Origin of the sequence: Escherichia sp. KTE159, from assembly GCF_000408805.1 — a bacterium.
GTDB lineage: Bacteria > Pseudomonadota > Gammaproteobacteria > Enterobacterales > Enterobacteriaceae > Escherichia > Escherichia marmotae.
Window position 1 is genome coordinate 949326 of record NZ_KE137292.1, and the last position, 26882, is coordinate 976207.

A 26882-nucleotide genomic window follows, 5' to 3' on the forward strand; every position below is an offset into this window, starting at 1 on the left:
GGATTTAAAGATGACGCAATTTGCATTTGTGTTCCCTGGACAGGGTTCTCAAACCGTTGGAATGCTGGCTGATATGGCGGCGAGCTATCCCATTGTTGAAGAAACGTTTGCTGAAGCTTCTGCAGCGCTGGGCTACGACCTGTGGGCGCTGACCCAGCAGGGGCCAGCCGAAGAACTGAATAAAACCTGGCAAACCCAGCCAGCACTGTTAGCTGCATCTGTTGCGCTGTATCGCGTATGGCAGCAGCAAGGCGGCAAAGCTCCAGCAATGATGGCTGGTCACAGCCTGGGCGAATACTCCGCGCTGGTTTGTGCTGGTGTGATTGATTTTGCTGATGCGGTGCGTCTGGTTGAGATGCGCGGCAAGTTCATGCAGGAAGCTGTACCGGAAGGGACTGGCGCAATGGCGGCAATCATCGGTCTGGATGATGCGTCTATTGCTAAGGCTTGTGAAGAAGCAGCGGAAGGCCAGGTGGTTTCTCCGGTAAACTTCAACTCTCCGGGCCAGGTGGTTATTGCCGGTCATAAAGAAGCGGTTGAGCGTGCAGGTGCTGCCTGTAAAGCTGCTGGCGCAAAACGTGCGTTGCCGTTGCCAGTGAGCGTTCCGTCTCATTGTGCGTTGATGAAACCGGCTGCCGACAAGCTGGCTGTTGAATTAGCAAAAATCACTTTTAACGCCCCAACCGTTCCGGTTGTGAACAACGTTGATGTGAAATGCGAAACCAATGGTGATGCCATCCGTGATGCCCTGGTGCGCCAGCTTTATAACCCAGTTCAGTGGACGAAGTCCGTTGAATACATGGCAACGCAAGGCGTAGAACATCTTTATGAAGTCGGCCCGGGCAAAGTGCTTACTGGCCTGACAAAACGCATTGTCGACACCCTGACCGCCTCGGCGCTGAATGAACCTTCAGCGATGGCAGCGGCGCTCGAGCTTTAAAAGAGGAAAATCATGAATTTTGAAGGAAAAATCGCACTGGTAACCGGTGCAAGCCGTGGGATTGGCCGCGCAATTGCTGAAACGCTCGCAGCCCGTGGTGCGAAAGTTATCGGCACTGCGACCAGTGAAAGCGGCGCTCAGGCGATCAGTGATTATTTAGGTGCTAACGGTAAAGGTCTGATGTTGAATGTGACCGACCCGGCATCTATCGAATCTGTTCTGGAAAAAATTCGCGCAGAATTTGGTGAAGTCGATATCCTGGTCAATAATGCCGGTATCACTCGTGATAACCTGTTAATGCGAATGAAAGATGATGAGTGGAACGATATTATCGAAACCAACCTTTCATCTGTTTTCCGTCTGTCAAAAGCGGTAATGCGCGCTATGATGAAAAAGCGTCATGGTCGTATTATCACTATCGGTTCTGTGGTTGGTACCATGGGAAATGGCGGTCAGGCCAACTACGCTGCGGCGAAAGCGGGCTTGATCGGCTTCAGTAAATCACTGGCGCGCGAAGTTGCGTCACGCGGTATTACTGTAAACGTTGTTGCTCCGGGCTTTATTGAAACGGACATGACACGTGCGCTGAGCGATGACCAGCGTGCGGGTATCCTGGCGCAGGTTCCTGCGGGTCGCCTTGGCGGCGCACAGGAAATCGCCAACGCGGTTGCATTCCTGGCATCCGACGAAGCAGCTTACATCACGGGTGAAACTTTGCATGTGAACGGCGGGATGTACATGGTCTGACCGCGAATTGCACAAAATGCTCATGTTGCGCGCAGTCTGCGTGGTTATGAGTAATAATTAGTGCAAAATGATTTGCGTTGTTGGGGGGTATGGCCTCAAAATAGCGTAAAATCGTGGTAAGACCTGCCGGGATTTAGTTGCAAATTTTTCAACATTTTATACACTACGAAAACCATCGCGAAAGCGAGTTTTGATAGGAAATTTAAGAGTATGAGCACTATCGAAGAACGCGTTAAGAAAATTATCGGCGAACAGCTGGGCGTTAAGCAGGAAGAAGTTACCAACAATGCTTCTTTCGTTGAAGACCTGGGCGCGGATTCTCTTGACACCGTTGAGCTGGTAATGGCTCTGGAAGAAGAGTTTGATACTGAGATTCCGGACGAAGAAGCTGAGAAAATCACCACCGTTCAGGCTGCCATTGATTACATCAACGGCCACCAGGCGTAAGTGAACATCTCCAGGCGGTCGTTCGACCGCCTGAGTTTTATCTTTTTGTCCCACTAGAATCATTTTTTTCCCTCCCTGGAGGACAAACGTGTCTAAGCGTCGTGTAGTTGTGACCGGACTGGGCATGTTGTCTCCTGTCGGCAATACCGTAGAGTCTACCTGGAAAGCTCTGCTTGCCGGTCAGAGTGGCATCAGCCTAATCGACCATTTCGATACTAGCGCCTATGCAACGAAATTTGCTGGCTTAGTAAAGGATTTTAACTGTGAGGACATTATCTCGCGCAAAGAACAGCGCAAGATGGATGCCTTCATTCAATATGGAATTGTCGCTGGCGTTCAGGCCATGCAGGATTCTGGCCTTGAAATAACGGAAGAGAACGCAACCCGCATTGGTGCCGCAATTGGCTCCGGGATTGGCGGCCTCGGACTGATCGAAGAAAACCACACATCTCTGATGAACGGTGGTCCACGTAAGATCAGCCCATTCTTCGTTCCGTCAACGATTGTGAACATGGTGGCAGGTCACCTGACTATCATGTATGGCCTGCGTGGCCCAAGCATCTCTATCGCGACCGCCTGTACGTCTGGCGTGCATAACATTGGCCATGCTGCGCGTATTATCGCGTATGGCGATGCTGACGTGATGGTTGCAGGTGGCGCAGAGAAAGCCAGTACGCCGCTGGGCGTTGGTGGTTTCGGCGCGGCACGTGCATTATCTACCCGCAATGATAACCCGCAAGCGGCCAGCCGCCCGTGGGATAAAGAGCGTGATGGTTTCGTACTGGGCGATGGCGCCGGTATGCTGGTGCTCGAAGAGTACGAACACGCAAAAAAACGCGGTGCGAAAATTTACGCTGAACTTGTCGGCTTTGGTATGAGCAGCGATGCCTACCATATGACGTCGCCGCCGGAAAATGGCGCAGGCGCAGCACTGGCAATGGCGAATGCTTTGCGTGATGCAGGCATTGAAGCGAGCCAGATTGGCTACGTTAACGCGCACGGTACTTCAACGCCAGCAGGCGATAAGGCCGAAGCGCAGGCAGTGAAAACCATCTTCGGTGAAGCTGCAAGCCGTGTGCTGGTAAGTTCCACGAAATCCATGACTGGTCACCTGTTAGGTGCAGCGGGTGCAGTAGAGTCTATCTACTCTATCCTGGCCCTGCGCGATCAGGCTGTTCCGCCGACCATCAACCTGGATAACCCGGATGAAGGCTGCGACCTGGATTTTGTGCCGCATGAAGCGCGCCAGGTAAGCGGAATGGAGTACACACTGTGTAACTCCTTCGGCTTCGGTGGCACCAATGGCTCTTTGATCTTTAAAAAGATCTAATCTGCCATTTTTCACCATTATAAAAGGTCCGCTTGCGGGCCTTTTTTCTTAGGTTTTATTCAGACTTGTTCCGTAGAGAACATGCTGCCACACTAACAATCCTCTGATAAGGAGCCGGTATGTTCTTAATTAACGGTCATAAACAGGATTCGCTGGCAGCGAGCGATCGGGCTACGCAATTTGGCGATGGCTGTTTCACCACAGCCAGAATTATCGACGGAAAAGTCAGCTTATTATCCGCTCACATCACGAGGCTACAGGAAGCCTGTCAGCGCTTAATGATCACCTGTGACTTCTGGTGCCAGCTTGAGCAAGAGATGAAAATTCTGGCGGCAGAGCAGCAGAATGGTGTGCTGAAAGTGGTGATCAGTCGCGGCAGTGGCGGGCGAGGGTACAGCGCATTGAACAGTGGCCCGGCAACGCGGATGCTTTCAGTCACGGCTTATCCAGCACATTACGACCGTTTGCGTAACGAGGGGATGACGCTGGCGCTAAGCCCGGTGCGGCTGGGGCGCAATCCTCATCTTGCAGGTATTAAACATCTGAATCGCCTTGAGCAAGTACTGATCCGCTCTCATCTTGAGCAGACAAACGCTGATGAGGCGCTGGTTCTTGACAGCGAAGGGTGGGTTACGGAATGCTGTGCGGCTAATTTGTTCTGGCGCAAGAACAACGTAGTTTATACGCCGCGTCTGGATCAGGCTGGTGTCAACGGCGTTATGCGACAATTCTGTATTCGTTTACTGGCACAATCCTCTTATCAGGTTGTCGAAGTGCAAGCCACACTGGAAGAAGTGATGCAGGCGGATGAGATGATAGTTTGTAATGCGCTAATGCCGATTATCCCTGTACGCGCTTGTGACGATGTCTCCTTTTCGTCAACAACGCTATATGAATATTTAGCCCCACTTTGTGAGCACCCGAATTAGTCATGAAAAAAGTGTTATTGATTGTCTTGTTATTGCTGGTGGTACTGGGTATCGCCGCTGGTGTGGGCGTCTGGAAAGTTCGCCACCTTGCTGACAGCAAATTACTTATTAAAGAAGAGACTATATTTACCTTGAAACCGGGGACCGGGCGACGGGGGCTCGGTGAACAACTTTATGCCGATAAGATCATCAATCGCCCACGTGTATTTCAATGGTTGCTGCGTATCGAGCCGGATCTTTCTCATTTCAAAGCCGGTACTTACCGTTTTACACCACAGATGACCGTGCGCGAGATGCTGAAATTGCTGGAAAGCGGTAAAGAAGCGCAGTTCCCGCTACGCCTGGTGGAAGGGATGCGTCTGAGCGATTACCTCAAACAATTGCGTGAGGCACCGTATGTTAAGCACACGTTGAGCGACGATAAATACGCCACCGTGGCACAGGCGCTGGAGCTGGAAAACCCGGAGTGGATTGAAGGCTGGTTCTGGCCAGATACCTGGATGTATACCGCCAATACCACTGATGTCGCGTTACTCAAACGAGCGCACAAGAAAATGGTGAAAGCGGTCGATAGCGCCTGGGAAGGTCGTGCAGATGGGCTGCCCTATAAAGATAAAAACCAACTGGTGACCATGGCGTCGATTATCGAAAAAGAAACGGCCGTTGCCAGTGAACGCGATCAGGTTGCCTCGGTATTTATCAACCGTTTACGTATTGGCATGCGTCTGCAGACCGACCCGACGGTGATTTACGGGATGGGAGAGCGTTATAATGGCAAGCTTTCCCGTGCAGATCTGGAAGCACCAACAGCGTATAACACTTATACCATTACCGGTCTGCCGCCAGGCGCAATTGCAACGCCGGGGGCGGATTCGCTGAAGGCTGCTGCGCATCCGGCAAAAACGTCGTATCTCTATTTTGTGGCCGATGGTAAAGGCGGTCACACGTTTAATACCAATCTTGCCAGTCATAACAAGTCTGTGCAGGATTATCTGAAAGTGCTTAAGGAAAAAAATGCGCAGTAAGTATATCGTCATTGAAGGGCTGGAAGGTGCAGGCAAAACTACCGCGCGTAACGTGGTGGTCGAGACGCTTGAGCAACTGGGTATCCGTGACATGGTTTTCACTCGGGAACCTGGCGGCACGCAACTTGCCGAAAAGTTAAGAAGCCTGGTGCTGGATATCAAATCGGTAGGCGATGAAGTCATTACCGATAAAGCCGAAGTGCTGATGTTTTATGCCGCGCGCGTTCAGTTGGTCGAGACTGTCATCAAACCCGCGCTGGCTAATGGAACCTGGGTGATTGGCGATCGCCACGATCTCTCCACTCAGGCGTATCAGGGCGGTGGCCGTGGTATTGACCAGCATATGCTGGCAACGTTACGTGATGCCGTTCTTGGGGATTTTCGCCCTGACTTAACGCTCTATCTCGATGTTACCCCAGAAGTCGGCCTTAAGCGCGCACGTGCGCGTGGCGAGCTGGATCGCATTGAGCAAGAGTCTTTTGATTTCTTTAATCGTACCCGCGCCCGCTACCTGGAACTGGCCGCACAAGATAAAAGCATTCATACCATTGATGCTACCCAGCCGCTGGAAGCCGTTATGGACGCGATTCGCACCACCGTGACTCACTGGGTTAAGGAGCAGGACGCATGAGATGGTATCCATGGTTACGACCTGATTTCGAAAAACTGGTAGCCAGCTATCAGGCCGGAAGGGGTCACCATGCGCTACTGATTCAGGCGTTACCCGGTATGGGCGATGATGCCTTAATCTATGCTCTGAGCCGTTATTTACTTTGCCAACAACCGCAGGGCCACAAAAGCTGTGGTCACTGTCGTGGATGCCAGTTGATGCAGGCGGGGACACATCCCGATTATTACACTCTTGCACCTGAAAAAGGAAAGAACGCGCTGGGCATTGATGCTGTGCGTGAAGTCACTGAAAAATTGAATGAGCACGCACGCTTAGGCGGTGCAAAAGTTGTCTGGGTCACCGATGCCGCCTTGCTGACTGATGCTGCTGCTAATGCCTTGCTGAAAACTCTGGAAGAGCCGCCAGCGGAAACCTGGTTTTTCCTCGCTACACGAGAAATTGAACGCTTACTGGCCACACTGCGCAGCCGTTGTCGCTTGCATTACCTTGCACCACCGCCAGAACAGTACGCGGTGAGCTGGCTTGCGCGTGAAGTGACAATGTCACCAGAGGCCATACTCACCGCATTGCGCCTGAGCGCCGGTTCGCCTGGTGCGGCGTTGGTGTTGTTTCAGGGAGATACCTGGCAGGCACGTGAGACTCTTTGTCAGGCGTTGGCACATAGCGTGCAATCTGGCGACTGGTATTCGATGTTGTCGGCACTTAATCACGAACAAGCTCCGGCGCGTTTACATTGGCTGGCAACTTTGTTGATGGATGCGCTCAAACGCCATTATGACGCCTCACATGTCACCAATGTTGATGTTCCTGGCGTTGTCGCCGCGCTGGCAAACCAGCTTTCTCCCTCTCGCCTGCAGGCTATACTGGGGGATGTTTGCCAAAGTCGTGAACAGTTAATTTCTGTCACAGGCGTAAACCGCGAGCTTCTCATCACCGATCTTTTACTGCGTATTGAGCATTACCTGCAACCGGGCGTTGTGTTACCGGTTCCTCATCTTTAAGAGAGACATTATGTTTTTAGTCGACTCACACTGCCATCTTGATGGTCTGAATTATGAATCTTTGCATAAGGACGTGGATGACGTTCTGGCGAAAGCCGCCGCGCGCGATGTGAAATTTTGTCTGGCGGTTGCCACGACATTACCGGGTTACTTGCATATGCGAGATCTGGTAGGCGAACGTGACAACGTTGCATTTTCTTGCGGTGTACATCCGCTCAACCAGAACGATCCCTACGATGTGGAAGATTTACGCCGCCTGGCGGCAGAAGAGGGGGTTGTTGCGCTGGGTGAAACCGGGCTGGATTATTATTACACGCCGGAAACTAAAGTGCGTCAGCAAGAGTCCTTTATTCACCATATCCAGATTGGCCGCGAACTGAACAAACCGGTTATCGTTCATACGCGCGATGCCCGTGCCGATACGCTGGCAATTCTGCGCGAAGAAAGAGTGACGGATTGCGGTGGCGTACTACACTGTTTTACAGAGGACAGAGAAACAGCGGGCAAGTTACTGGATCTCGGATTTTACATCTCCTTCTCCGGCATTGTGACCTTCCGAAATGCGGAACAACTACGCGATGCCGCGCGCTATGTGCCTCTGGATCGGTTGTTGGTCGAAACTGACTCACCTTATCTGGCACCCGTACCGCATCGAGGAAAAGAGAATCAACCTGCGATGGTTCGTGACGTTGCAGAATACATGGCTGTGTTGAAAGGTGTTGCCGTTGAAGAACTGGCGCAGGTAACCACCGATAACTTCGCCCGTCTGTTTCACATCGACGCTTCCCGCCTTCAATCCATCTGTTGAATGAATTTTTTTTAAGCTCGTAATTAATGGGTAAAACGAGTAAAGTTCACCGCCGCAAATTGGGCGGTGGATAACCACGTTTGAAATATCTTGACATATGTTTTGTCAAAATGTGCAACTTCTCTCATGACCAGAAGTTGAAACGTGATAACCGTCAAACAAATCAACATTGAATTATTTTACTCTGTGTAATAAATAAGGGGCGCTTAGATGCCCTGTATACGGTAAGGCTCTCCCCCCTTGCCACGCGTGAGAACGTTAAAAAAGCACCCATACTCAGGAGCACTCTCAATTATGTTTAAGAATGCATTTGCTAACCTGCAAAAGGTCGGTAAATCGCTGATGCTGCCGGTATCCGTACTGCCTATCGCAGGTATTCTGCTGGGCGTCGGTTCCGCGAATTTCAGCTGGCTACCCGCCGTTGTATCGCATGTTATGGCAGAAGCAGGCGGTTCCGTCTTTGCAAACATGCCACTGATTTTTGCGATTGGTGTTGCCCTCGGCTTTACCAATAACGATGGCGTATCTGCGCTGGCCGCAGTTGTTGCCTATGGCATCATGGTAAAAACCATGGCCGTGGTTGCGCCGCTGGTACTGCATTTACCTGCTGAAGAAATTGCCGCTAAACATCTGGCGGATACAGGCGTACTCGGGGGGATCATCTCCGGTGCGATTGCAGCGTACATGTTTAACCGTTTCTACCGTATTAAGCTGCCTGAGTATCTTGGCTTCTTTGCCGGTAAACGCTTTGTGCCGATCATTTCTGGCCTGGCTGCCATCTTTACTGGCGTTGTGCTGTCCTTCATTTGGCCGCCAATTGGTTCCGCAATCCAGACCTTCTCCCAGTGGGCTGCTTACCAGAACCCGGTAGTTGCGTTTGGTATCTACGGCTTCATCGAACGCTGCCTGGTACCGTTTGGTCTGCACCACATCTGGAACGTACCTTTCCAGATGCAGATTGGTGAATACACCAATGCCGCAGGTCAGGTGTTCCACGGCGATATTCCGCGTTATATGGCGGGTGACCCGACTGCGGGTAAACTGTCTGGCGGCTTCCTGTTCAAAATGTACGGTCTGCCGGCTGCCGCGATTGCTATCTGGCACTCTGCTAAACCAGAAAACCGCGCTAAAGTGGGCGGTATCATGATCTCCGCGGCACTGACCTCGTTCCTGACCGGTATCACCGAACCGATCGAGTTCTCCTTCATGTTCGTTGCGCCGATCCTGTACATCATCCACGCGATTTTGGCAGGTCTGGCATTCCCAATCTGTATTCTGCTGGGGATGCGTGACGGTACTTCGTTCTCGCACGGTCTGATTGACTTTATCGTACTGTCTGGTAACAGCAGCAACCTGTGGCTGTTCCCGATTGTCGGTATCGGTTATGCGATTGTTTACTACACTATCTTCCGCGTGCTGATTAAAGCTCTGGATCTGAAAACGCCGGGCCGTGAAGACGCAACTGAAGATGCGAAAGCAACCGGTACTAGCGAAATGGCACCGGCTCTGGTTGCCGCATTTGGCGGTAAAGAAAACATCACTAACCTCGACGCATGTATTACCCGTTTGCGCGTCAGCGTTGCTGATGTGTCCAAAGTGGATCAGGCTGGCCTGAAAAAACTGGGCGCAGCGGGCGTAGTGGTTGCTGGTTCTGGTGTTCAGGCGATTTTCGGTACTAAATCCGATAACCTGAAAACTGAAATGGATGAGTACATCCGTAACCACTAATCCGTAAGATGTTGGGGAGACTAAGGCAGCCGAATGGCTGCCTTTTTTACTGGCGTCAATCAGAACGGGTACGCTCCGGTAATGCTGAAATTACGCGGTGCGCTGTAGACGATAGAACCTTCTACGTTGGGATCATAGGTTTTATCGAACAGGTTATTGACGTTCCCCTGTAACGAGAAGTTTTTTGTCACCTGATAACGGGTGAACAGATCAACTGTCGTTTTCGGCGCGAAAGAATAATGCCAACGCAATACAGGCGGGTAACAATGGCGGCTGTGTATCCCTGTTTAATATATAAACTAAAGAGAAATCATGTTTTCGGTTCATTAGCAGGCGGAAATGGGAATAATAGCGGTGTATGCGGCAGTAAAGCGATTTTTTGCTTAATAAATCGTGAGTTAAGGTTGAAAGAGCGGGTTTAACTCGACCATACTCTATACTCGCAGTGTGGCGCGGCGTAGCATGGCGCAACGCATGGCTATTATGAAAAAGGAAAATGTCGTGGCAGAAGAAACTATTTTCAGCAAAATTATTCGTCGTGAGATCCCCTCCGATATCGTTTACCAGGATGATCTGGTAACGGCGTTTCGCGATATTTCGCCGCAAGCGCCAACACATATTCTGATCATTCCTAATATCCTCATTCCTACCGTGAATGACGTGTCAACCGAGCATGAGCAGGCGCTGGGGCGCATGATCACCGTGGCGGCAAAAATCGCTGAGCAGGAAGGGATTGCCGAAGATGGTTACCGTTTGATCATGAATACCAACCGTCATGGTGGACAAGAGGTGTACCACATCCATATGCACCTGCTGGGTGGCCGTCCGTTGGGGCCAATGCTGGCGCATAAAGGTCTGTAACGATGAGAAAAGGATGCTTTGGGCTGGTGTCTCTGGCGCTGTTATTGCTGGTGGGTTGTCGCTCACATCCGGAAATTCCGGTGAATGATGAACAATCTCTGGTGATGGAGTCATCACTTCTGGCTGCTGGTATCAGCGCAGAAAAGCCTGTTTTTTCAATGTCTGACATTCAGTCTTCAGCATCCTCGACGCTCTATAACGAAAGGCAAGAACCCGTTACCGTTCATTATCGTTTTTATTGGTATGACGCCAGAGGGCTGGAGATGCATCCTCTGGAAACGCCACGCAGTGTCACGATTCCCGCGCGTTCAGCGGTGACTCTGTACGGCAGCGCCAATTATCTTGGGGCGCACAAAGTCAGACTTTATATTTATTTGTAAGGGGTGAATCTTGATGACAAAAATGAGTCGCTACGCCTTAATCACCGCGCTGGCGATGTTTCTCGCCGGGTGTGTGGGGCCACGTGAACCCGCACCGGTAGAAGAGGTGAAACCTGCGCCGGAGCAACCTGCCGAGCCGCAACAGCCAGTACCCACGGTGCCATCGGTGCCGACGATCCCGCAGCAGCCAGGGCCAATTGAGCACGAAGATCAAACCGCGCCTCCTGCACCGCATATTCGTCATTATGACTGGAATGGCGCAATGCAACCAATGGTCAGTAAGATGCTTGGGGCTGATGGCGTGACTGCGGGGAGCGTTCTGCTGGTTGATAGCGTTAACAACCGTACTAACGGTTCGCTGAATACCGGAGAAGCGACTGAAACGCTGCGTAATGCGCTGGCCAATAACGGTAAATTTACCCTTGTTTCCGCCCAGCAGCTTTCTATGGCTAAGCAGCAGCTAGGTTTGTCGCCGCAGGACAGCTTAGGCACGCGTAGTAAAGCCATAGGCATTGCTCGCAATGTCGGAGCTCATTACGTGCTTTACTCCAGTGCCTCTGGCAACGTCAATGCACCGACCCTACAAATGCAACTGATGTTGGTGCAGACGGGCGAAATTATTTGGTCAGGTAAAGGTGCCGTTCAGCAGCAATAATCCCATCACGCGCGACGAATTACTGTCGCGCTATTTTCCGCAGTATCATCCCGTCGCGACGTTTAATCATGGGCTTAGCGGCGGGAGTTTTCTCATTGAATATAAGGATCAGCGTTTTGTTGTGCGTCAGCCGCACGATCCTGATGCGTCGCAGTCCGCGTTTTTACGTCAGTATCGGGTGTTATCACAATTACCTGCATACCTTGCGCCAAAGCCGCATTTATATCTTCGTGGCTGGATGGTGGTTGACTATTTACCCGGCGAGGTAAAAACGCAATTGCCAGATACCGACGAACTGGCTGGCTTGCTGTATTATTTGCATCAACAACCGCGTTTTGGCTGGCGAGTAACGTTGTTGCCGCTACTGGAACTGTACTGGCAGCAAAGCGATCCTGCGCGGCGAACAACGGGGTGGCTGCGAATGTTGAAACGTCTGCGCAAAGCGCGGGAACCACAGCCACTACGCCTGAGTCCGTTGCATATGGATGTTCATGCCGGAAACCTGGTGCATAGCGCGTCAGGGTTAAAACTCATCGACTGGGAGTATGCCGGTGATGGCGATATCGCGCTGGAACTGGCGGCGGTGTGGGTGGAAAATACTGACCAGCACCGACGGTTGGTTAATGATTATGCCGTGCGGGCGAAGATTAATCCGGCGCAATTGTGGCGTCAGGCCAGGCGCTGGTTTCCCTGGTTGCTGATGCTGAAAGCAGGGTGGTTTGAGTACCGCTGGCAACAAACCGGCGATCAACAATTTATCAGGCTGGCCAATGACACCTGGCGGCAGCTATCAATAAAACAATAAGGAGAGCAGTGTGGGTCCAGTAATGTTGGATGTTGAAGGTTACGAACTGGACGCGGAAGAGCGTGAGATTCTCGCGCATCCGCTGGTCGGAGGGCTGATTCTCTTTACGCGTAACTATCACGATCCAGAGCAGTTACGCGAACTGGTGCGTCAGATCCGAGCAGCTTCGCGCAATCACCTGGTGGTGGCGGTGGATCAGGAAGGTGGGCGTGTGCAGCGTTTTCGTGAGGGTTTTACCTGCTTACCGGCGGCGCAATCATTCGCTGCACTGCTGGGAATGGAAGAGGGTGGCAAACTGGCGCAAGAGGCGGGTTGGTTAATGGCCAGCGAAATGATCGCTATGGATATTGATATCAGCTTTGCGCCAGTGCTGGACGTAGGGCATATCAGCGCGGCGATTGGTGAGCGTTCTTATCATGCTGATCCAGAAAAAGCCCTCGCAATCGCCAGCCGATTTATTGATGGTATGCATGAAGCCGGAATGAAAACCACCGGTAAACACTTTCCTGGTCACGGCGCAGTAACTGCTGACTCACATAAAGAGACGCCGTGTGATCCGCGTCCGCAAGCGGAAATTCGTGCCAAAGATATGTCAGTCTTCAGCACGTTAATTCGCGAAAATAAACTCGACGCCATTATGCCTGCGCATGTGATCTACAGTGATGTTGATCCGCGTCCGGCGAGCGGATCTCCCCACTGGCTTAAGACCGTTTTACGTCAGGAACTGGGTTTTGACGGTGTGATTTTCTCTGACGATTTATCGATGGAAGGCGCAGCGATTATGGGCAGTTATGCTGAACGTGGGCAGGCATCACTGGATGCGGGTTGCGATATGATCCTGGTCTGCAATAATCGTAAAGGGGCCGTCAGCGTGTTAGATAATCTGTCACCGATCAAGGCAGAATGTGTTACACGTTTGTATCATAAAGGTTCATTTTCGCGACAGGAACTGATGGACTTGGCTCGCTGGAAAGAGATCAGCGCCCGTCTGAATCAGTTACATGAACGCTGGCAGGAAGAGAAAGCAAGTCACTAACCCTGGCTTATGTGAGGAAGCGATGATTATCTATTTACACGGTTTTGACTCTAACAGTCCGGGTAACCACGAAAAAGTCTTACAATTGCAGTTTATTGATCCCGATGTACGGCTGATAAGCTACAGCACTCTGCACCCGAAACACGATATGCAGCATCTGCTCAAAGAAGTGGACAAAATGCTGCAACTGAATGTTGACGAGCGCCCGTTAATTTGCGGTGTTGGGCTGGGTGGTTACTGGGCGGAGCGGATTGGTTTTCTCTGTGATATCCGCCAGGTGATCTTCAACCCTAATCTGTTCCCTTATGAAAACATGGAAGGGAAGATTGATCGCCCGGAAGAGTACGCTGATATTGCTACTAAGTGTGTGACCAACTTCCGCGAGAAGAATCGCGATCGTTGCCTGGTGATCTTGTCGCGTCACGATGAAGCGCTTAATAGCCAGCGGACATCTGAAGAGTTGCATCATTATTACGAGATTGTCTGGGACGAAGAGCAGACGCACAAGTTCAAAAACATCTCCCCGCATTTGCAGCGTATTAAAGCGTTCAAAACCCTCGGTTAAAAGCTATCATCGGTCGCATCAGGTAACCTTGCCGCTATCTGATGCGCCCCGGATTCTGTAGGTCGGATAAGGCGTCCACGCCGCATCCGACAGCCGTGCACCAATGTCTGATGTGCATCTTATCAGGCCTAACACCTCACCCTGTTTCACTCTCCCGAAGCTGCTTGAACAATAAACAAAGCACTGTGTTTTTTGATCTCATCCGGTAAATCCGATTATCTTTTCAGCAACAAAACTTGATTCACATCAATTTTGGTATGACCAATGCACCATTCATGTTATTCTCAATAGCGAAGAACATTTTCATCACTGTAACCTGCTGTTAATTAAGGGCTATGATCATAACAATTAATTAACAATTGGTTAATAAATTTAAGGGGGTCACGTTGACTACGCCATTGAAAAAGATTGTGATTGTCGGCGGCGGTGCTGGTGGGCTGGAAATGGCGACACAGCTTGGACATAAGTTGGGGCGCAAGAAAAAAGCCAAAATTACGCTGGTAGATCGTAACCACAGCCATCTGTGGAAACCGCTGCTGCACGAAGTGGCGACTGGATCGCTCGATGAAGGCGTTGATGCGCTGAGCTATCTGGCCCATGCACGTAATCATGGTTTCCAGTTCCAGTTGGGTTCTGTGGTTGATATCGATCGTGAAGCGAAAACAATCACCATTGCTGAACTGCGCGACGAAAAAGGCGAACTGCTGGTGCCTGAACGCAAAATTGCCTATGACACGCTGGTAATGGCATTGGGCAGCACCTCCAACGATTTCAATACGCCGGGTGTAAAAGAGAACTGCATTTTCCTCGATAACCCGCACCAGGCGCGTCGTTTCCACCAGGAGATGCTGAATCTGTTCCTGAAGTACTCTGCTAATTTGGGCGCCAATGGCAAAGTGAACATTGCGATTGTCGGCGGCGGCGCTACTGGCGTGGAACTCTCTGCCGAACTGCACAATGCGGTGAAACAACTACATAGTTACGGTTACAAAGGGCTGACCAACGAAGCCCTGAATGTAACGCTGGTGGAAGCGGGCGAGCGAATTTTGCCAGCATTGCCGCCACGTATCTCTGCTGCGGCTCACAGTGAGTTAACGAAACTGGGCGTTCGCGTACTGACGCAAACGATGGTGACCAGTGCCGATGAAGGCGGTTTGCACACTAAAGATGGCGAATATATTCAGGCCGATCTGATGGTGTGGGCTGCCGGAATTAAAGCGCCGGATTTCCTGAAAGATATTGGTGGGCTGGAAACCAACCGTATCAACCAACTGGTGGTGGAACCGACGCTGCAAACCACGCGCGATCCAGACATTTATGCCATTGGCGACTGTGCGTCGTGTCCGCGTCCGGAAGGGGGCTTTGTACCGCCGCGCGCCCAGGCCGCACATCAGATGGCTACCTGCGCAATGAACAATATTCTGGCGCAGATGAACGGTAAACCACTAAAAAATTATCAGTATAAGGATCACGGTTCGCTGGTATCACTGTCGAACTTCTCTACCGTTGGTAGCCTGATGGGTAACCTGACCCGAGGTTCGATGATGATTGAAGGACGTATTGCGCGTTTTGTGTACGTTTCTCTGTACCGCATGCATCAGATTGCGCTGCATGGCTACTTTAAAACGGGGCTGATGATGCTGGTAGGTAGCATTAACCGCGTGATCCGTCCGCGTCTGAAACTGCATTAATTGGCTTGTACTGGCGGATGTGGTGTGAACGCCTCATCCGCCCTTACAGGAAGAGGACGATTTGTGAGCCTGATAAGACGCGTTAAGTGTCGCATCAGGCATCCCTTCAGACTCATCTGAATCATTCAGTATTTCCTGCTATTCCCGCGTTTTTCATCTTCTGTCTGATAGCGGCTTTTCCTCTTCGCTTGCATGATTGGCATAACTGCAAAGAAGGAGGTGTTCCCGTGAATAAATCAATGTTGGCGGGTATCGGGATTGGTGTCGCGGCTGCGCTCGGCGTAGCGGCAGTAGCCAGTCTGAACGTGTTTGAACGTGGCCCGCAATACGCTCAGGTTGTTTCTGCAATCCCAATCAAGGAAACAGTTAAAACACCGCGCCAGGAGTGCCGCAACGTCACGGTGACTCACCGCCGACCGGTGCAGGATGAAAATCGCATCGCCGGTTCGGTTCTGGGCGCTGTGGCGGGCGGGGTTATAGGGCATCAGTTTGGCGGTGGGCGCGGTAAAGATGTTGCCACCGTTGTGGGGGCGCTTGGTGGTGGGTATGCCGGTAATCAGATTCAGGGCTCTCTCCAGAAAAGCGATACTTACACGACCACCCAACAGCGTTGTAAAACGGTATATGACAAGTCAGAAAAAATGCTGGGATATGACGTGACCTATAAGATTGGCGATCAGCAGGGCAAAATCCGCATGGGTAGCGATCCGGGCACACAAATCCCATTGGATAACAACGGACAACTGGTTCTGAATAACAAAGTATAAAAAAGCTGTACTCTGCAATTTAGCCCCTCATTCGCTCAGGCTGAGGGGCTTTTTTTGCGTCTTATTTCACCAGCGCTGGCCATAAGCGCAATGTTGTCCGCGAAATCTGCATTAGTTTTTCCAGCGATGCGCCTTCCCGGGCACTGATCGACATCCCCTGAATTATACAATTAAGAAATTCCGCAAGATGCGTTACGTCACAGTGGGCAGGAATTTCCCCGCGAGCCTGGCGTTGACATAAAAACTGTTGCAAGGTGCGTTCCTGCATCGCGTGGCGTGACTTTACGGTATGGGCGATATCTCCAGAGTCCGGGGAGAGCGTGGCGCAGTTGTTAATCATAAAGCAACCAGCAGGGGTGTCTTTACTGGTAAAACAGCTCGCGATGGCGGCGAAATAGTCTGCCAGTGCAGACTCCACGCTTTTCTCTTCACAAAACAATTGCGCTTCGTGCTTTGCGGCAAAACGGTCGATATAGCGGTCAAGTACGGCGCGGAATAATCCCTCTTTGTTGGTGAATTCCGCATACAGCGTCGGCGCTTTGGCTCCGGTCGCTTCGACGAGATCGGCAAGGGAAGTTGCTTCATAACCGTGCAGCCAGAACAGTTTCATAGCCTTATCAAGCGCGGCTTCCCTGTCGAACATTTTGGGGCGGCCACGGCTTTTTTTTACACAATGTGCTGAGTCAGTTGCCATGATGCCGTTATACCTTGTAGCTGTGAATGAATGATTATTATAAAAATAATCACCACCGTTCACCAGTCCAGAGAGTAGAAAAATAATTGCTCTCTATTTAACTGAAATTTAAAGAATTTTAATTTAATTAATGAATGTTATAAAAAATATCTTGTATGTGATCCAGATCACATCTATCATTTAGTTATCGATCGTTAAGTAATTGCTTGCGACGCCATTCATCTGCATAAGGTCACTATTATGAAAAACGTAAAAACCCTCATCACTGCGGCGATTTTAAGCTCCATGTCATTTGCCAGCTTTGCGGCTGTCGAAGTTCAGGCAACACCAGAAGGTCAACAAAAAGTGGGTACTATCAGTGCTAACGCGGGGACAAATCTGGGATCGCTGGAAGAACAACTGGCACAAAAAGCGGATGAGATGGGCGCAAAATCTTTCCGTATTACTTCAGTAACCGGCCCGAATACCCTTCATGGAACGGCAGTAATTTATAAATAAGCATTAACCCTCATTAATGCCCGCTACTGCTGCTTTTTTTCCCCACGACATGCCGTGCCGCGGGGATTTTTTTATCCGGTATTTACAACGCTTGTTGGTTCACTTGATGACGACGTACATCCACCGGCATTCCTGAACGTACATCCATCACATGCTGCATTACTTCGGCGTCAGTTTGCGCTGCATTTTTAAATGCCTGCATCGCACTATTGAGCGTAATCGGCAACAATTGCGGATCGTCATCAATCTTCTCTGACAGAGGCTGATGCACTTCTACCAGGCGTGCGCCATTTGGCTCGGCAGAGACTTTAATCGGTGTGTTGATAATGTTCACTTTGGTGCCAGGGGTGACCTGGCTGAAAAGTGTTTTGATATCGTCATCGCGCAGACGAATACAGCCGGAACTTACCCGCATACCAATGCCGAAATCGGCGTTTGTACCGTGAAGTAAATAAACGCCGCCATAGGCCGCCAGACGGATCGCATGATGACCCATCGGATTATCCGGTCCTGCCGGAACAACAGCCGGAAGTTCGATGCCCTGGGCTTTATAACGGGCGCGGATGTTTGCGGTAGGTGTCCATGTTGGGTTAGCTCGCTTGTCCGAAACGGTAGTTACCATTGTTGGCGTCAATGTGTCTCCGCCTAACTGGCCAATGCCGATCGGATATACGGTCACCGAATTTTTACCCGGTGGATAATAATAGAGACGTAACTCTGCAATGTTGATCACAATGCCTTCACGTGGCGCATCCGGCAGCAGCGTTTGCAACGGAATCGTTAACACGCTTCCGGCTCGTGGTACATACGGATCAACGCCAGGGTTGGCCTGTAACAGCGCCAGGAAACCGACGTTATATTTTTTGGCGATGGCTTCCAGCGAACCACCGTCATTCTCCACCACATGAAATTTGTTTTCACCAACCAGACGACTACCCGCAGGCGGCAGCGGCCAGGTATTGGCTTTTGCCGGTAGCGCCAGTGCTACGGCTGCGGCGAACGTAAAATACGTCAGCCAGCGAGAAAAACGCGTTTTGATCATCACCAAAAATCCATAAAAAATATAAGGTTATTGTAATAAAAAGATAAGTATGAATTATGAATGGTGGCAGTGTCGGGTAGTGCAGGGAAGTGCAAAGAATTTGTAAATATTAGGAGAGATGCTGGTTCATGCCCGATGCGGTGTGAACGCCTTATCCGCCTGCAAATTCAATACACGGTAGGCCTGATAAGCGTAGCAAATTTTGTTTATGCTTTGTGTCTAAAGGGGGCATAACCGCCCCCCGATTTACTACTACGCGATGGCGTTCTCTTCCAGCTCACGCATAAACTGGCGCACCCAGTCGATACGTTGTTTCCGCTCGCTCAAATCCTGAATAAACTTCAGGCGCGTCGGGCCATCGAGACGATAGTGCTGCGGCTGTTTTTGCAGCAAACCAATCAACCAGGCTGGATTCACGTGATTCTTCTCGGCAAATTCGATCACGCCGCCTTTCTCATTCCCCTCCAGCTTCCGGACCCCCAGCTTCTGCGCTTGCTGGCGCAGGCGGGCAATCTCCAGCAGAGTACGTGCCGGATCCGGCAGCAGGCCGAAGCGATCGATAAGCTCTACTTTGATCTCTTCCAGTTCATTTTCCGTTTTGGCGCTGGCAATGCGTTTATAGAACGACAGACGTGTATTCACGTCAGGGATGAAATCGTCCGGCAGTAGCGACGGCATCCGCAGTTCGACTTCCGTTTGCTGGCTGGTGAGATCTTCCAGCGACGGCTCGCGTCCGGCTTTCAGCGCATCAACGGCGTTTTCCAGCAACTCCATATACAGCGAGAAACCGATGGTTTCCATCGAACCACTTTGTTCTTCACCGAGCAGTTCACCCGCACCGCGAATCTCCAGATCGTGAGTTGCCAGCGCAAAGCCCGCGCCAAGGTCTTCCAGAGACGCAATCGCCTCGAGACGTTTTTGCGCATCGGGAGTCATCGCTTTCGGATGTGGCGTCAGCAGCCACGCATACGCCTGATGGTGTGAGCGTCCGACGCGACCGCGCAACTGGTGCAACTGCGCCAGACCGAAATGATCCGCGCGTTCAATGATAATGGTGTTGGCGGTAGGAATGTCGATCCCGGTTTCGATAATTGTGGTACAAACCAGCACGTTGAAACGCTGGTGATGGAAATCATTCATCACCCGTTCCAGTTCGCGCTCACGCATCTGCCCGTGACCGATGGCAATTCGTGCTTCTGGCACCAGTTCCGCCAGCCGTTCGGCGGCTTTCTGGATGTTTTCCACGTCATTGTAGAGATAATAAACCTGTCCCCCACGCAAAATTTCACGCAGGACGGCCTCCCGGACGACCAGGCTGTCGTACTCGCGGACAAACGTTTTGACCGCCAGACGACGGGCGGGCGGTGTGGCGATAATTGACAGATCGCGCATTCCACTCATTGCCATGTTCAGCGTGCGCGGAATTGGTGTCGCGGTGAGCGTCAGTATGTCGACGTTCGCGCGCATCGCTTTAATGCGTTCTTTATGACGGACACCAAAGCGGTGTTCTTCATCGACAATCAGCAAGCCCAAATCTTTAAACTTGACGTCGTTTTGCAGCAGTTTGTGCGTGCCGATCAAAATATCGATTTTCCCTTCCGCCACTTCCGTAAGGATTTGCGCCTGTTCTTTGGCGCTGCGGAAACGGGAGATCATTTCGATGCGCACCGGCCAGTTAGCAAAACGGTCGCGGAAGTTGTCGTAGTGTTGTTGGGCGAGGAGGGTGGTTGGCACCAGCACTGCCACCTGCTTGTGGTTTTCCACTGCCAGGAAAGCGGCGCGCATCGCCACTTCCGTTTTACCAAAGCCAACGTCACCGCACACCAGGCGATCCATTGCCAGTGGCCGACACATGTCGCTAAGAACTGCGTTGATGGCCTGCGCCTGATCCGGCGTGGTTTCGAACGGGAAGCTGTCGCAGAACAATTGATATTGTTCGCGATCGTGTTTAAACGCGAAGCCTTCTTTGGCAGCGCGTTGGGCGTAGATATCCAGCAGTTCTGCTGCCACATCACGCACTTTTTCCGCCGCTTTCTGCCGCGCCCGTGACCACACATCTCCGCCAAGTTTATGCAGCGGAGCGTTTTCTTCTGCGCCACCGGCGTAACGGCTAATCAGGTGCAGCGATGACACCGGAACATACAGTTTGGCGTCGTTGGCGTAGGTGAGCATCAGATACTCGCCCGTAATGCCGCCAGCCTCCAGCGTGGTCATTCCGGCATAGCGCCCGACGCCATGTTCCAGGTGAACAACCGGCTGGCCGATATGCAGCTCCGCGAGGTTGCGGATCAGCGTGTCTGGGTTGATGGCGCGACGAGAGTCCTGACGACGACGGGCAACACGTTCACCGAGCAGATCGCTTTCACAAATCAGCGCCAGATGACGTACTGTATCGATAAAACCATGTTCGGCAGCACCGATCATCAGATAACGTCCACGCTCGCTGGCCTCATCGAGACGCATAATGCGTTGCGGGGCAATTTTGATTCGGGCGAGCAGTTCCCCGAGTGCTTCGCGGCGGCCTTCACTTTCTACCGAGAACACCACCGGGCCATCGAAGGATTCGAGAAATTTACGCAGCGCATCCAGCGGCGCTTTTTGTTGCGCCTGAATGGCCAGGTCTGGCAGTTTCTGAAAACCTAAATTGGCATTCGCTGCTTTCGTCGGTAAATGCTCGGTTTTAAGCTGCACGCGAGGCCAGTTTTTTAACGCCGAGAAAAGTTCATCCACTCGCAGCCAGAGCGATTGTGGCGGCAATAGCGGTCGCATCGGATCGACGCCGCGACTTTCAAAACGCGCCAGCGTATCGGCCTGGAAACGTTCGGCACTGTTTTCCAGATCGCCGGTATTCACCAGCAACGTATTGGCCGGGAAATAACTGAACAGTGGCGGCAGCGGTTCGCTGAAGAACAGCGGCTGCCAGTATTCGATCCCGGCAGGCAGCGTGCCTTTACTCACTTGCTGGTAAATATGTTCCGGATCGCGTTTCACCTCAAAAGTATCGCGCCACTGACTGCGGAACAGCTCAATCGCCGCTTTATCGGTCGGAAATTCATGTGCGGGCAGCAGGTTGATGGCTTCCACTTCTTCCAGCGTGCGCTGGCTGTCGACGTCAAATACCCGCAGGCTGTCGATTTCATCATCAAAAAAATCAAGACGATAAGGCAGTTCGCTGCCCATTGGAAAAAGATCCAGCAACGCACCACGCGTGGCGTATTCGCCGTGCTCCATCACCTGATCAACATGGCGATAACCGGCGCTGTCCAGTTGGGTACGCAATGCATCGCGCGATAACCGCTGACCTTTTTTCATTACCAGCGCATGGCCGTGGAGAAAACTGTGCGGGCAAACGCGCTGCATAAGCGTATTCACCGGAACAATCAGTACGCCACGCTGCATTGATGGTAACTGGTAAAGGGTGGAAAGACGCGAGGAGATAATGTCCTGATGAGGCGAAAAACTGTCGTAGGGGAGGGTTTCCCAGTCCGCCAGGTTCATCACCATCTGGTCGGTGAACTGGCTGATTTCATCGTGCAAACGCAGGGCATTTTGCATATCTGGTGCAATAAGCACCACCGGTCCGGCGTGACGTTCGGCAATTTCGGCTACCAGCGTCGCGCAGGCAGCTCCGGTTAACTCGCCCAGCAGACGCTGCTCACCCGCTTTGACGGGCAGCGTATAACGATATTGTTCAGGCATAACAGTTGTCAGAGTCTCGTTAGGATATGCCTCAACATATGGGGGCATATCTCTGATAAGCAATGCTGTTCATTATCCGGAATCGACATGGTTTAGCAAATTGAATCGCCCCGGCTGGGGCGATGGCTTAGCGAGAGTAACTGGTTGCAGGCAGAGAAGGCGGGGAGAACAACAGATCGTTGAATGCGCGTTGTGAAAATTTTCGCACCAGCAAGCCAGCCAGTGTGCAAATCAACAAACTGACAAAGGGATAAACCAGCAGGAGCGCCAGTTCGATTGGCGGCGACCAGCGCGCCGCGTTTATTTGCGGAATCAGACTTAAGCTGAATATCTCTACCAGAATGCGATGGGTGGTGTAGATGGCGATGGTGTTGGAACCAATCACATTCAACAGGCTGAGGGAACGCAGACCGAAGCGCTGCTCGAACTGATAAAACAGCTTCATAATCACCACAATCGACACCAGCGACAGTAGTAGCGACACGTTCAACAACCAGGCTCCGATCGCCAGAACAGCCAGCAGCACTGCTATCAACAGATGGCGACGTAGCGGCACCTCTTTAACGTAGGTCATCAACGTTGAGCCAAACCATGCGCCAAGACTGTAATAAGGCAAATTGCGGATCACACTGTTCATCCCCCACCACGGTGTGGGAACGAAATTAACAGCCACGCTCATCAGTACAAACAGGGCGAATAACGGCAGTGCCTGGCGGTTAAAAGCTTTACACACCACGAAATAGACGATTAAGGCATACAGATACCACAAGCTGGTGCTGGCGGTGGCCATCCCATGCAGGAACTCGCCGGTGGAATCGGCATAAGCAGCATTGGCGGTATTGTTTAAATCGCGCTCTGGTGCCAGCCATTGGTTGAGCGCGCTCAACGCCAGCCACTGGACAATGCCCCAAAGCGCCAGCACCCAAAAGATGCTCCAGATGCGTTTATCGACACAATTACCCCACGGCACGCTGTCGATGTAGCGGCGAATCAAATAGCCGGATATAAAGAAAAAGACCGGCATCCGAAAGGGTGCAAGGTAAAGATTGAAATAGATCCAGCATTTGCTCAAGACTTCCGATAACGGATGCTGGAAAGTGGTCAGATGCGGATAAAAGGTAACAACCGAGTGATAAACCACCACCAGGCAAATACATAACCCTTTGATCTGATTAATCCATAGCTCTTTTTGTTTCATCAGGACAACACGCTCATAAAATTTAACATGCCGTTGATCCTGCGGGGTGAGCGGCGTGGTGTAATGCGTATCTGTCTGTATTTGGTTATTTTTCAGATAAAGATCAGGTTACAAGGCAGATGAGAAAACGAGACACTTTAGCCGATTGATTTACTGATACTTTTCAGATTAGCCCTGACGATCACTTACAGTTCAGGCGTTTACCCATCCTGCTTTCGCTTATATACTCGTGTCTTTGCTAACAGCAACCAGACGGATTTCATGTACCAACCTGTCGCTCTATTTATTGGCCTGCGTTACATGCGTGGGCGTGCAGCGGATCGCTTCGGTCGTTTCGTCTCCTGGCTTTCTACTATCGGCATTACCCTCGGGGTGATGGCGCTGGTCACGGTATTGTCAGTGATGAACGGTTTTGAGCGCGAACTGCAAAACAACATCCTTGGCCTGATGCCACAGGCAATTCTCTCTTCGGAGCATGGCTCCCTTAACCCGCAACAACTCCCGGAGACTGCGGTCAAACTTGACGGCGTAAATCGTATTGCGCCTCTCACTACAGGTGATGTGGTGCTGCAAAGCGCGCGCAGCGTGGCGGTCGGGGTGATGCTGGGTATCGACCCGGCGCAAAAAGATCCGCTAACCCCGTATCTGGTCAATGTGAAGCAAGCCGACCTCGAACCGGGGAAATATAATGTCATCCTCGGTGAACAACTTGCCTCACAGTTAGGCGTCAATCGCGGCGATCAAATCCGTGTGATGGTGCCGTCTGCCAGCCAGTTTACGCCGATGGGGCGTATTCCAAGTCAGCGTCTGTTCAATGTGATTGGCACTTTTGCTGCCAACAGTGAAGTCGACGGCTATGAAATGCTGGTGAATATTGAGGATGCCTCGCGTCTGATGCGTTACCCGGCGGGTAATATCACCGGCTGGCGTCTGTGGCTGGATGAGCCGCTGAAAGTCGACTCTTTAAGCCAGCAAAAACTGCCAGAAGGCAGCAAGTGGCAGGACTGGCGCGATCGTAAAGGCGAGTTGTTCCAGGCCGTGCGCATGGAAAAAAATATGATGGGCCTGCTGCTGAGTCTGATTGTCGCCGTTGCAGCGTTTAACATTATTACATCGCTGGGGCTGATGGTAATGGAGAAGCAGGGCGAAGTGGCGATCCTACAGACACAAGGCTTAACTCCACGACAAATCATGATGGTCTTTATGGTACAAGGAGCCAGCGCTGGCGTTATCGGTGCGATCCTGGGCGCTGCGCTTGGTGCACTGCTTGCCAGCCAGTTAAATAATCTGATGCCGATAATCGGCGTCCTGCTTGATGGCGCGGCGTTACCGGTCGCTATCGAACCTTTACAGGTCATTGTTATTGCGCTGGTGGCGATGGCTATCGCGCTGCTTTCTACGCTTTACCCTTCCTGGCGCGCTGCCGCCACTCAACCCGCTGAGGCTTTACGTTATGAATAAGATCCTGTTGCAATGCGACAACCTGTGCAAACGCTATCAGGAAGGCAGTGTGCAAACCGACGTGCTGCACAATGTCAGTTTCAGCGTGGGCGAAGGCGAAATGATGGCCATTGTCGGTAGCTCCGGTTCTGGCAAAAGTACCTTGCTGCATTTACTGGGCGGGCTGGATACGCCAACCTCCGGTGATGTGATTTTTAGCGGTCAGCCGATGAGCAAACTGTCGTCGGCGGCGAAAGCGGAACTGCGCAACCAGAAGTTGGGCTTTATTTATCAGTTCCACCACCTGCTGCCGGACTTTACCGCGCTGGAAAACGTCGCTATGCCGCTGCTGATTGGCAAGAAAAAGCCTGCTGAAATTAACAGTCGGGCGCTGGAAATGCTAAAAGCTGTGGGGTTGGAGCACCGGGCGAATCACCGCCCGTCAGAACTTTCTGGCGGTGAGCGTCAGCGTGTGGCGATTGCCCGGGCGCTGGTTAATAACCCGCGTCTGGTGCTGGCGGATGAACCTACTGGTAACCTCGATGCGCGTAACGCTGACAGCATCTTCCAGTTGCTCGGAGAATTGAATCGCTTGCAGGGCACTGCCTTTCTGGTGGTTACTCACGATCTGCAACTGGCGAAACGTATGAGCCGTCAACTGGAAATGCGTGATGGTCGTCTGACGGCGGAACTGAGCCTGATGGGGGCGGAGTAATGGCGATGCCTTTATCGTTATTAATTGGCTTGCGTTTTAGTCGCGGACGGCGACGCGGCGGCATGGTGTCGCTGATCTCCGTTATTTCTACCATTGGCATTGCCCTGGGCGTGGCAGTATTGATTGTCGGTTTAAGTGCGATGAACGGCTTCGAACGTGAACTGAACAACCGCATTCTGGCAGTGGTGCCGCATGGTGAAATTGAAGCGGTGAATCAGCCGTGGACGAACTGGCAAGAAGCACTGGATAAAGTGCAGAAAGTGCCGGGTATTGCCGCCGCTGCGCCATATATCAATTTCACGGGGCTGGTGGAGAGCGGTGCAAATTTGCGCGCTCTGCAGGTAAAAGGTGTTGACCCACAGCAGGAACAGCGACTGAGCGCGCTGCCATCGTTTGTCCAGGGAGATGCCTGGAACAATTTTAAAGCCGGTGAACAGCAGATTATTATCGGCAAAGGCGTGGCGGATGCGTTGAAAGTGAAGCAGGGCGATTGGGTGTCGATCATGATCCCGAACTCAAACCCTGAGCATAAGCTGATGCAGCCGAAACGTGTGCGCTTGCAAATTACCGGAATTTTGCAGCTAAGCGGTCAACTTGATCACAGTTTTGCCATGATCCCGCTGACGGACGCTCAACAATATCTTGATATGGGTTCCAGTGTGTCAGGTATTGCCCTTAAAATGACGGATGTTTTTAACGCCAACAAGTTGGTACGCGATGCGGGTGAAGTGACCAACAGCTATGTCTATATCAAGAGCTGGATCGGTACTTACGGCTATATGTATCGGGATATCCAGATGATCCGCGCCATTATGTATCTGGCAATGGTACTGGTGATTGGCGTAGCCTGTTTCAACATCGTCTCCACCTTAGTGATGGCGGTGAAAGACAAGAGCGGCGATATCGCAGTATTAAGAACGCTGGGGGCGAAAGACGGTTTAATTCGCGCCATCTTTGTCTGGTATGGATTGCTGGCAGGGCTGTTCGGCAGCCTCTGTGGTGTGATTATCGGCGTAGTGGTTTCACTGCAACTTACCCCGATTATTGAGTGGATTGAAAAGCTGATTGGTCATCAGTTCCTCTCCAGCGATATCTATTTTATTGACTTCCTGCCATCGGAATTGCACTGGCTGGACGTCTTCTACGTACTGGTCACAGCATTGTTGCTGAGTCTTTTGGCAAGTTGGTATCCGGCGCGACGCGCCAGTAATATTGACCCTGCGCGAGTCCTTAGCGGCCAGTAAAGGCAG

At 51.6% G+C, this 26882-nt stretch carries 26 protein-coding genes and 1 pseudogene; 22 read left to right on the forward strand and 5 right to left on the reverse strand.

The genetic code is table 11. From position 1 onward, the window contains the following. Positions 1 to 10: 10 nt before the first annotated feature. The 10 genes from fabD to ptsG all read left to right on the forward strand — a co-directional run bounded on the left by fabD (position 11) and on the right by ptsG (position 9586). Positions 11 to 940 carry an ACP S-malonyltransferase gene (gene fabD / locus A31E_RS17020; RefSeq protein ID WP_001516187.1) on the forward strand — a complete coding sequence of 310 codons (930 nt, stop codon included), beginning with the start codon at positions 11 to 13 and terminating at the stop codon, positions 938 to 940. Positions 941 to 952: 12 nt separating this feature from the next. Beyond that, a complete protein-coding gene (gene fabG / locus A31E_RS17015; protein ID WP_001008542.1) occupies positions 953 to 1687 on the forward strand; it encodes a 3-oxoacyl-ACP reductase FabG in 735 nt (244 codons plus the stop codon). A gap of 210 nt (positions 1688 to 1897) precedes the next feature. Continuing rightward, complete coding sequence (gene acpP, locus A31E_RS17010) at positions 1898 to 2134, forward strand: acyl carrier protein (RefSeq protein WP_000103754.1); 237 nt, start codon at positions 1898 to 1900, stop codon at positions 2132 to 2134. A gap of 88 nt (positions 2135 to 2222) precedes the next feature. Next, on the forward strand, positions 2223 to 3464 hold the full coding sequence (fabF, locus tag A31E_RS17005; protein ID WP_000044679.1) for a beta-ketoacyl-ACP synthase II: 1242 nt from the start codon (positions 2223 to 2225) through the stop codon (positions 3462 to 3464). 119 nt (positions 3465 to 3583) lie between these two features. Next, the gene (gene pabC, locus A31E_RS17000; protein WP_016248592.1) at positions 3584 to 4393 is read left to right on the forward strand and encodes an aminodeoxychorismate lyase; all 810 of its coding nucleotides are present in this window, start codon (positions 3584 to 3586) and stop codon (positions 4391 to 4393) included. 2 nt (positions 4394 to 4395) lie between these two features. Next, positions 4396 to 5418, forward strand: a complete 1023-nt coding sequence (gene yceG / locus A31E_RS16995) for a cell division protein YceG (RefSeq protein ID WP_016248593.1) — start codon at positions 4396 to 4398, stop codon at positions 5416 to 5418. Beyond that, positions 5408 to 6049: a dTMP kinase gene (tmk, locus tag A31E_RS16990; RefSeq protein WP_001257001.1), complete on the forward strand. Its 642-nt coding sequence runs from the start codon at positions 5408 to 5410 to the stop codon at positions 6047 to 6049. Before yceG ends, tmk begins: the two co-directional genes overlap by 11 nt. Beyond that, on the forward strand, positions 6046 to 7050 hold the full coding sequence (gene holB, locus A31E_RS16985; RefSeq protein ID WP_001267909.1) for a DNA polymerase III subunit delta': 1005 nt from the start codon (positions 6046 to 6048) through the stop codon (positions 7048 to 7050). Before tmk ends, holB begins: the two co-directional genes overlap by 4 nt. 10 nt (positions 7051 to 7060) lie before the next feature. After that, positions 7061 to 7858: a metal-dependent hydrolase gene (locus A31E_RS16980; protein WP_000480281.1), complete on the forward strand. Its 798-nt coding sequence runs from the start codon at positions 7061 to 7063 to the stop codon at positions 7856 to 7858. A gap of 294 nt (positions 7859 to 8152) precedes the next feature. After that, positions 8153 to 9586, forward strand: coding sequence for a PTS glucose transporter subunit IIBC (gene ptsG / locus A31E_RS16975; protein WP_000475699.1), 1434 nt, complete (start codon positions 8153 to 8155; stop codon positions 9584 to 9586). 59 nt (positions 9587 to 9645) lie between these two features. Here the strand turns inward: ptsG and A31E_RS0122330 are convergent. Next, a pseudogene (locus tag A31E_RS0122330) lies at positions 9646 to 9801 on the reverse strand (TonB-dependent siderophore receptor); the annotation flags it as partial. A 286-nt stretch (positions 9802 to 10087) separates the two neighbouring features. Here A31E_RS0122330 and hinT point away from each other — a divergent pair. The 8 genes from hinT (at position 10088) to A31E_RS16935 (ending at position 16346) form a co-directional block, all read left to right on the forward strand. Continuing rightward, complete coding sequence (gene hinT, locus A31E_RS16970) at positions 10088 to 10447, forward strand: purine nucleoside phosphoramidase (protein WP_010377279.1); 360 nt, start codon at positions 10088 to 10090, stop codon at positions 10445 to 10447. Positions 10448 to 10449: 2 nt separating this feature from the next. Further along, complete coding sequence (locus tag A31E_RS16965; RefSeq protein ID WP_001225274.1) at positions 10450 to 10827, forward strand: YcfL family putative periplasmic lipoprotein; 378 nt, start codon at positions 10450 to 10452, stop codon at positions 10825 to 10827. 13 nt (positions 10828 to 10840) lie between these two features. Continuing rightward, positions 10841 to 11482 (forward strand): penicillin-binding protein activator LpoB, encoded by a 642-nt coding sequence (lpoB, locus tag A31E_RS16960; RefSeq protein ID WP_001516192.1) that lies wholly within the window; start codon positions 10841 to 10843, stop codon positions 11480 to 11482. Beyond that, complete coding sequence (gene thiK / locus A31E_RS16955) at positions 11463 to 12287, forward strand: thiamine kinase (protein WP_016248594.1); 825 nt, start codon at positions 11463 to 11465, stop codon at positions 12285 to 12287. The genes lpoB and thiK overlap by 20 nt, the downstream gene beginning before the upstream one ends. A 10-nt stretch (positions 12288 to 12297) precedes the next feature. Further along, on the forward strand, positions 12298 to 13323 hold the full coding sequence (gene nagZ, locus A31E_RS16950; protein WP_016248595.1) for a beta-N-acetylhexosaminidase: 1026 nt from the start codon (positions 12298 to 12300) through the stop codon (positions 13321 to 13323). Between the two features lie 22 nt (positions 13324 to 13345). Beyond that, positions 13346 to 13888 carry an alpha/beta hydrolase YcfP gene (gene ycfP / locus A31E_RS16945; RefSeq protein WP_000587920.1) on the forward strand — a complete coding sequence of 181 codons (543 nt, stop codon included), beginning with the start codon at positions 13346 to 13348 and terminating at the stop codon, positions 13886 to 13888. Between the two features lie 386 nt (positions 13889 to 14274). Then, positions 14275 to 15579, forward strand: a complete 1305-nt coding sequence (gene ndh, locus A31E_RS16940; protein ID WP_001516194.1) for an NADH-quinone dehydrogenase — start codon at positions 14275 to 14277, stop codon at positions 15577 to 15579. A 227-nt stretch (positions 15580 to 15806) separates the two neighbouring features. Further along, positions 15807 to 16346, forward strand: coding sequence for a glycine zipper 2TM domain-containing protein (locus tag A31E_RS16935; protein ID WP_016248596.1), 540 nt, complete (start codon positions 15807 to 15809; stop codon positions 16344 to 16346). A 61-nt stretch (positions 16347 to 16407) separates the two neighbouring features. Here A31E_RS16935 and comR read toward each other — a convergent pair whose 3' ends face one another. Beyond that, positions 16408 to 17040, reverse strand: coding sequence for a TetR family copper-responsive transcriptional repressor ComR (gene comR / locus A31E_RS16930; protein WP_000179798.1), 633 nt, complete (start codon positions 17038 to 17040; stop codon positions 16408 to 16410). 240 nt (positions 17041 to 17280) lie between these two features. Between comR and bhsA the strand changes: the two genes are divergently transcribed. Continuing rightward, the gene (gene bhsA / locus A31E_RS16925; RefSeq protein ID WP_001516196.1) at positions 17281 to 17538 is read left to right on the forward strand and encodes a multiple stress resistance protein BhsA; all 258 of its coding nucleotides are present in this window, start codon (positions 17281 to 17283) and stop codon (positions 17536 to 17538) included. Positions 17539 to 17620: 82 nt separating this feature from the next. Here the strand turns inward: bhsA and ldtC are convergent, their stop codons facing one another. The 3 genes from ldtC to A31E_RS16910 all read right to left on the reverse strand — a co-directional run bounded on the left by ldtC (position 17621) and on the right by A31E_RS16910 (position 23477). Next, the gene (ldtC, locus tag A31E_RS16920) at positions 17621 to 18583 is read right to left on the reverse strand and encodes a L,D-transpeptidase LdtC (RefSeq protein WP_072274906.1); all 963 of its coding nucleotides are present in this window, start codon (positions 18581 to 18583) and stop codon (positions 17621 to 17623) included. 249 nt (positions 18584 to 18832) lie between these two features. After that, positions 18833 to 22279 carry a transcription-repair coupling factor gene (gene mfd / locus A31E_RS16915; RefSeq protein WP_024193565.1) on the reverse strand — a complete coding sequence of 1149 codons (3447 nt, stop codon included), beginning with the start codon at positions 22277 to 22279 and terminating at the stop codon, positions 18833 to 18835. 127 nt (positions 22280 to 22406) lie between these two features. Next, a complete protein-coding gene (locus A31E_RS16910) occupies positions 22407 to 23477 on the reverse strand; it encodes an acyltransferase family protein (protein WP_000810305.1) in 1071 nt (356 codons plus the stop codon). A 261-nt stretch (positions 23478 to 23738) separates the two neighbouring features. Between A31E_RS16910 and lolC the strand changes: the two genes are divergently transcribed. Genes lolC through lolE form a run of 3 tightly spaced genes read left to right on the forward strand, consistent with a single transcriptional unit; the run spans position 23739 to position 26876 of the window. Continuing rightward, positions 23739 to 24938 carry a lipoprotein-releasing ABC transporter permease subunit LolC gene (gene lolC / locus A31E_RS16905; protein ID WP_000284703.1) on the forward strand — a complete coding sequence of 400 codons (1200 nt, stop codon included), beginning with the start codon at positions 23739 to 23741 and terminating at the stop codon, positions 24936 to 24938. Further along, entirely contained in the window at positions 24931 to 25632 is a 702-nt protein-coding gene (lolD, locus tag A31E_RS16900) for a lipoprotein-releasing ABC transporter ATP-binding protein LolD (RefSeq protein ID WP_001033706.1), read from the forward strand. Before lolC ends, lolD begins: the two co-directional genes overlap by 8 nt. Further along, positions 25632 to 26876 (forward strand): lipoprotein-releasing ABC transporter permease subunit LolE, encoded by a 1245-nt coding sequence (gene lolE / locus A31E_RS16895; protein WP_024193566.1) that lies wholly within the window; start codon positions 25632 to 25634, stop codon positions 26874 to 26876. The genes lolD and lolE overlap by 1 nt, the downstream gene beginning before the upstream one ends. The last annotated feature ends 6 nt before the right edge of the window (positions 26877 to 26882 follow it).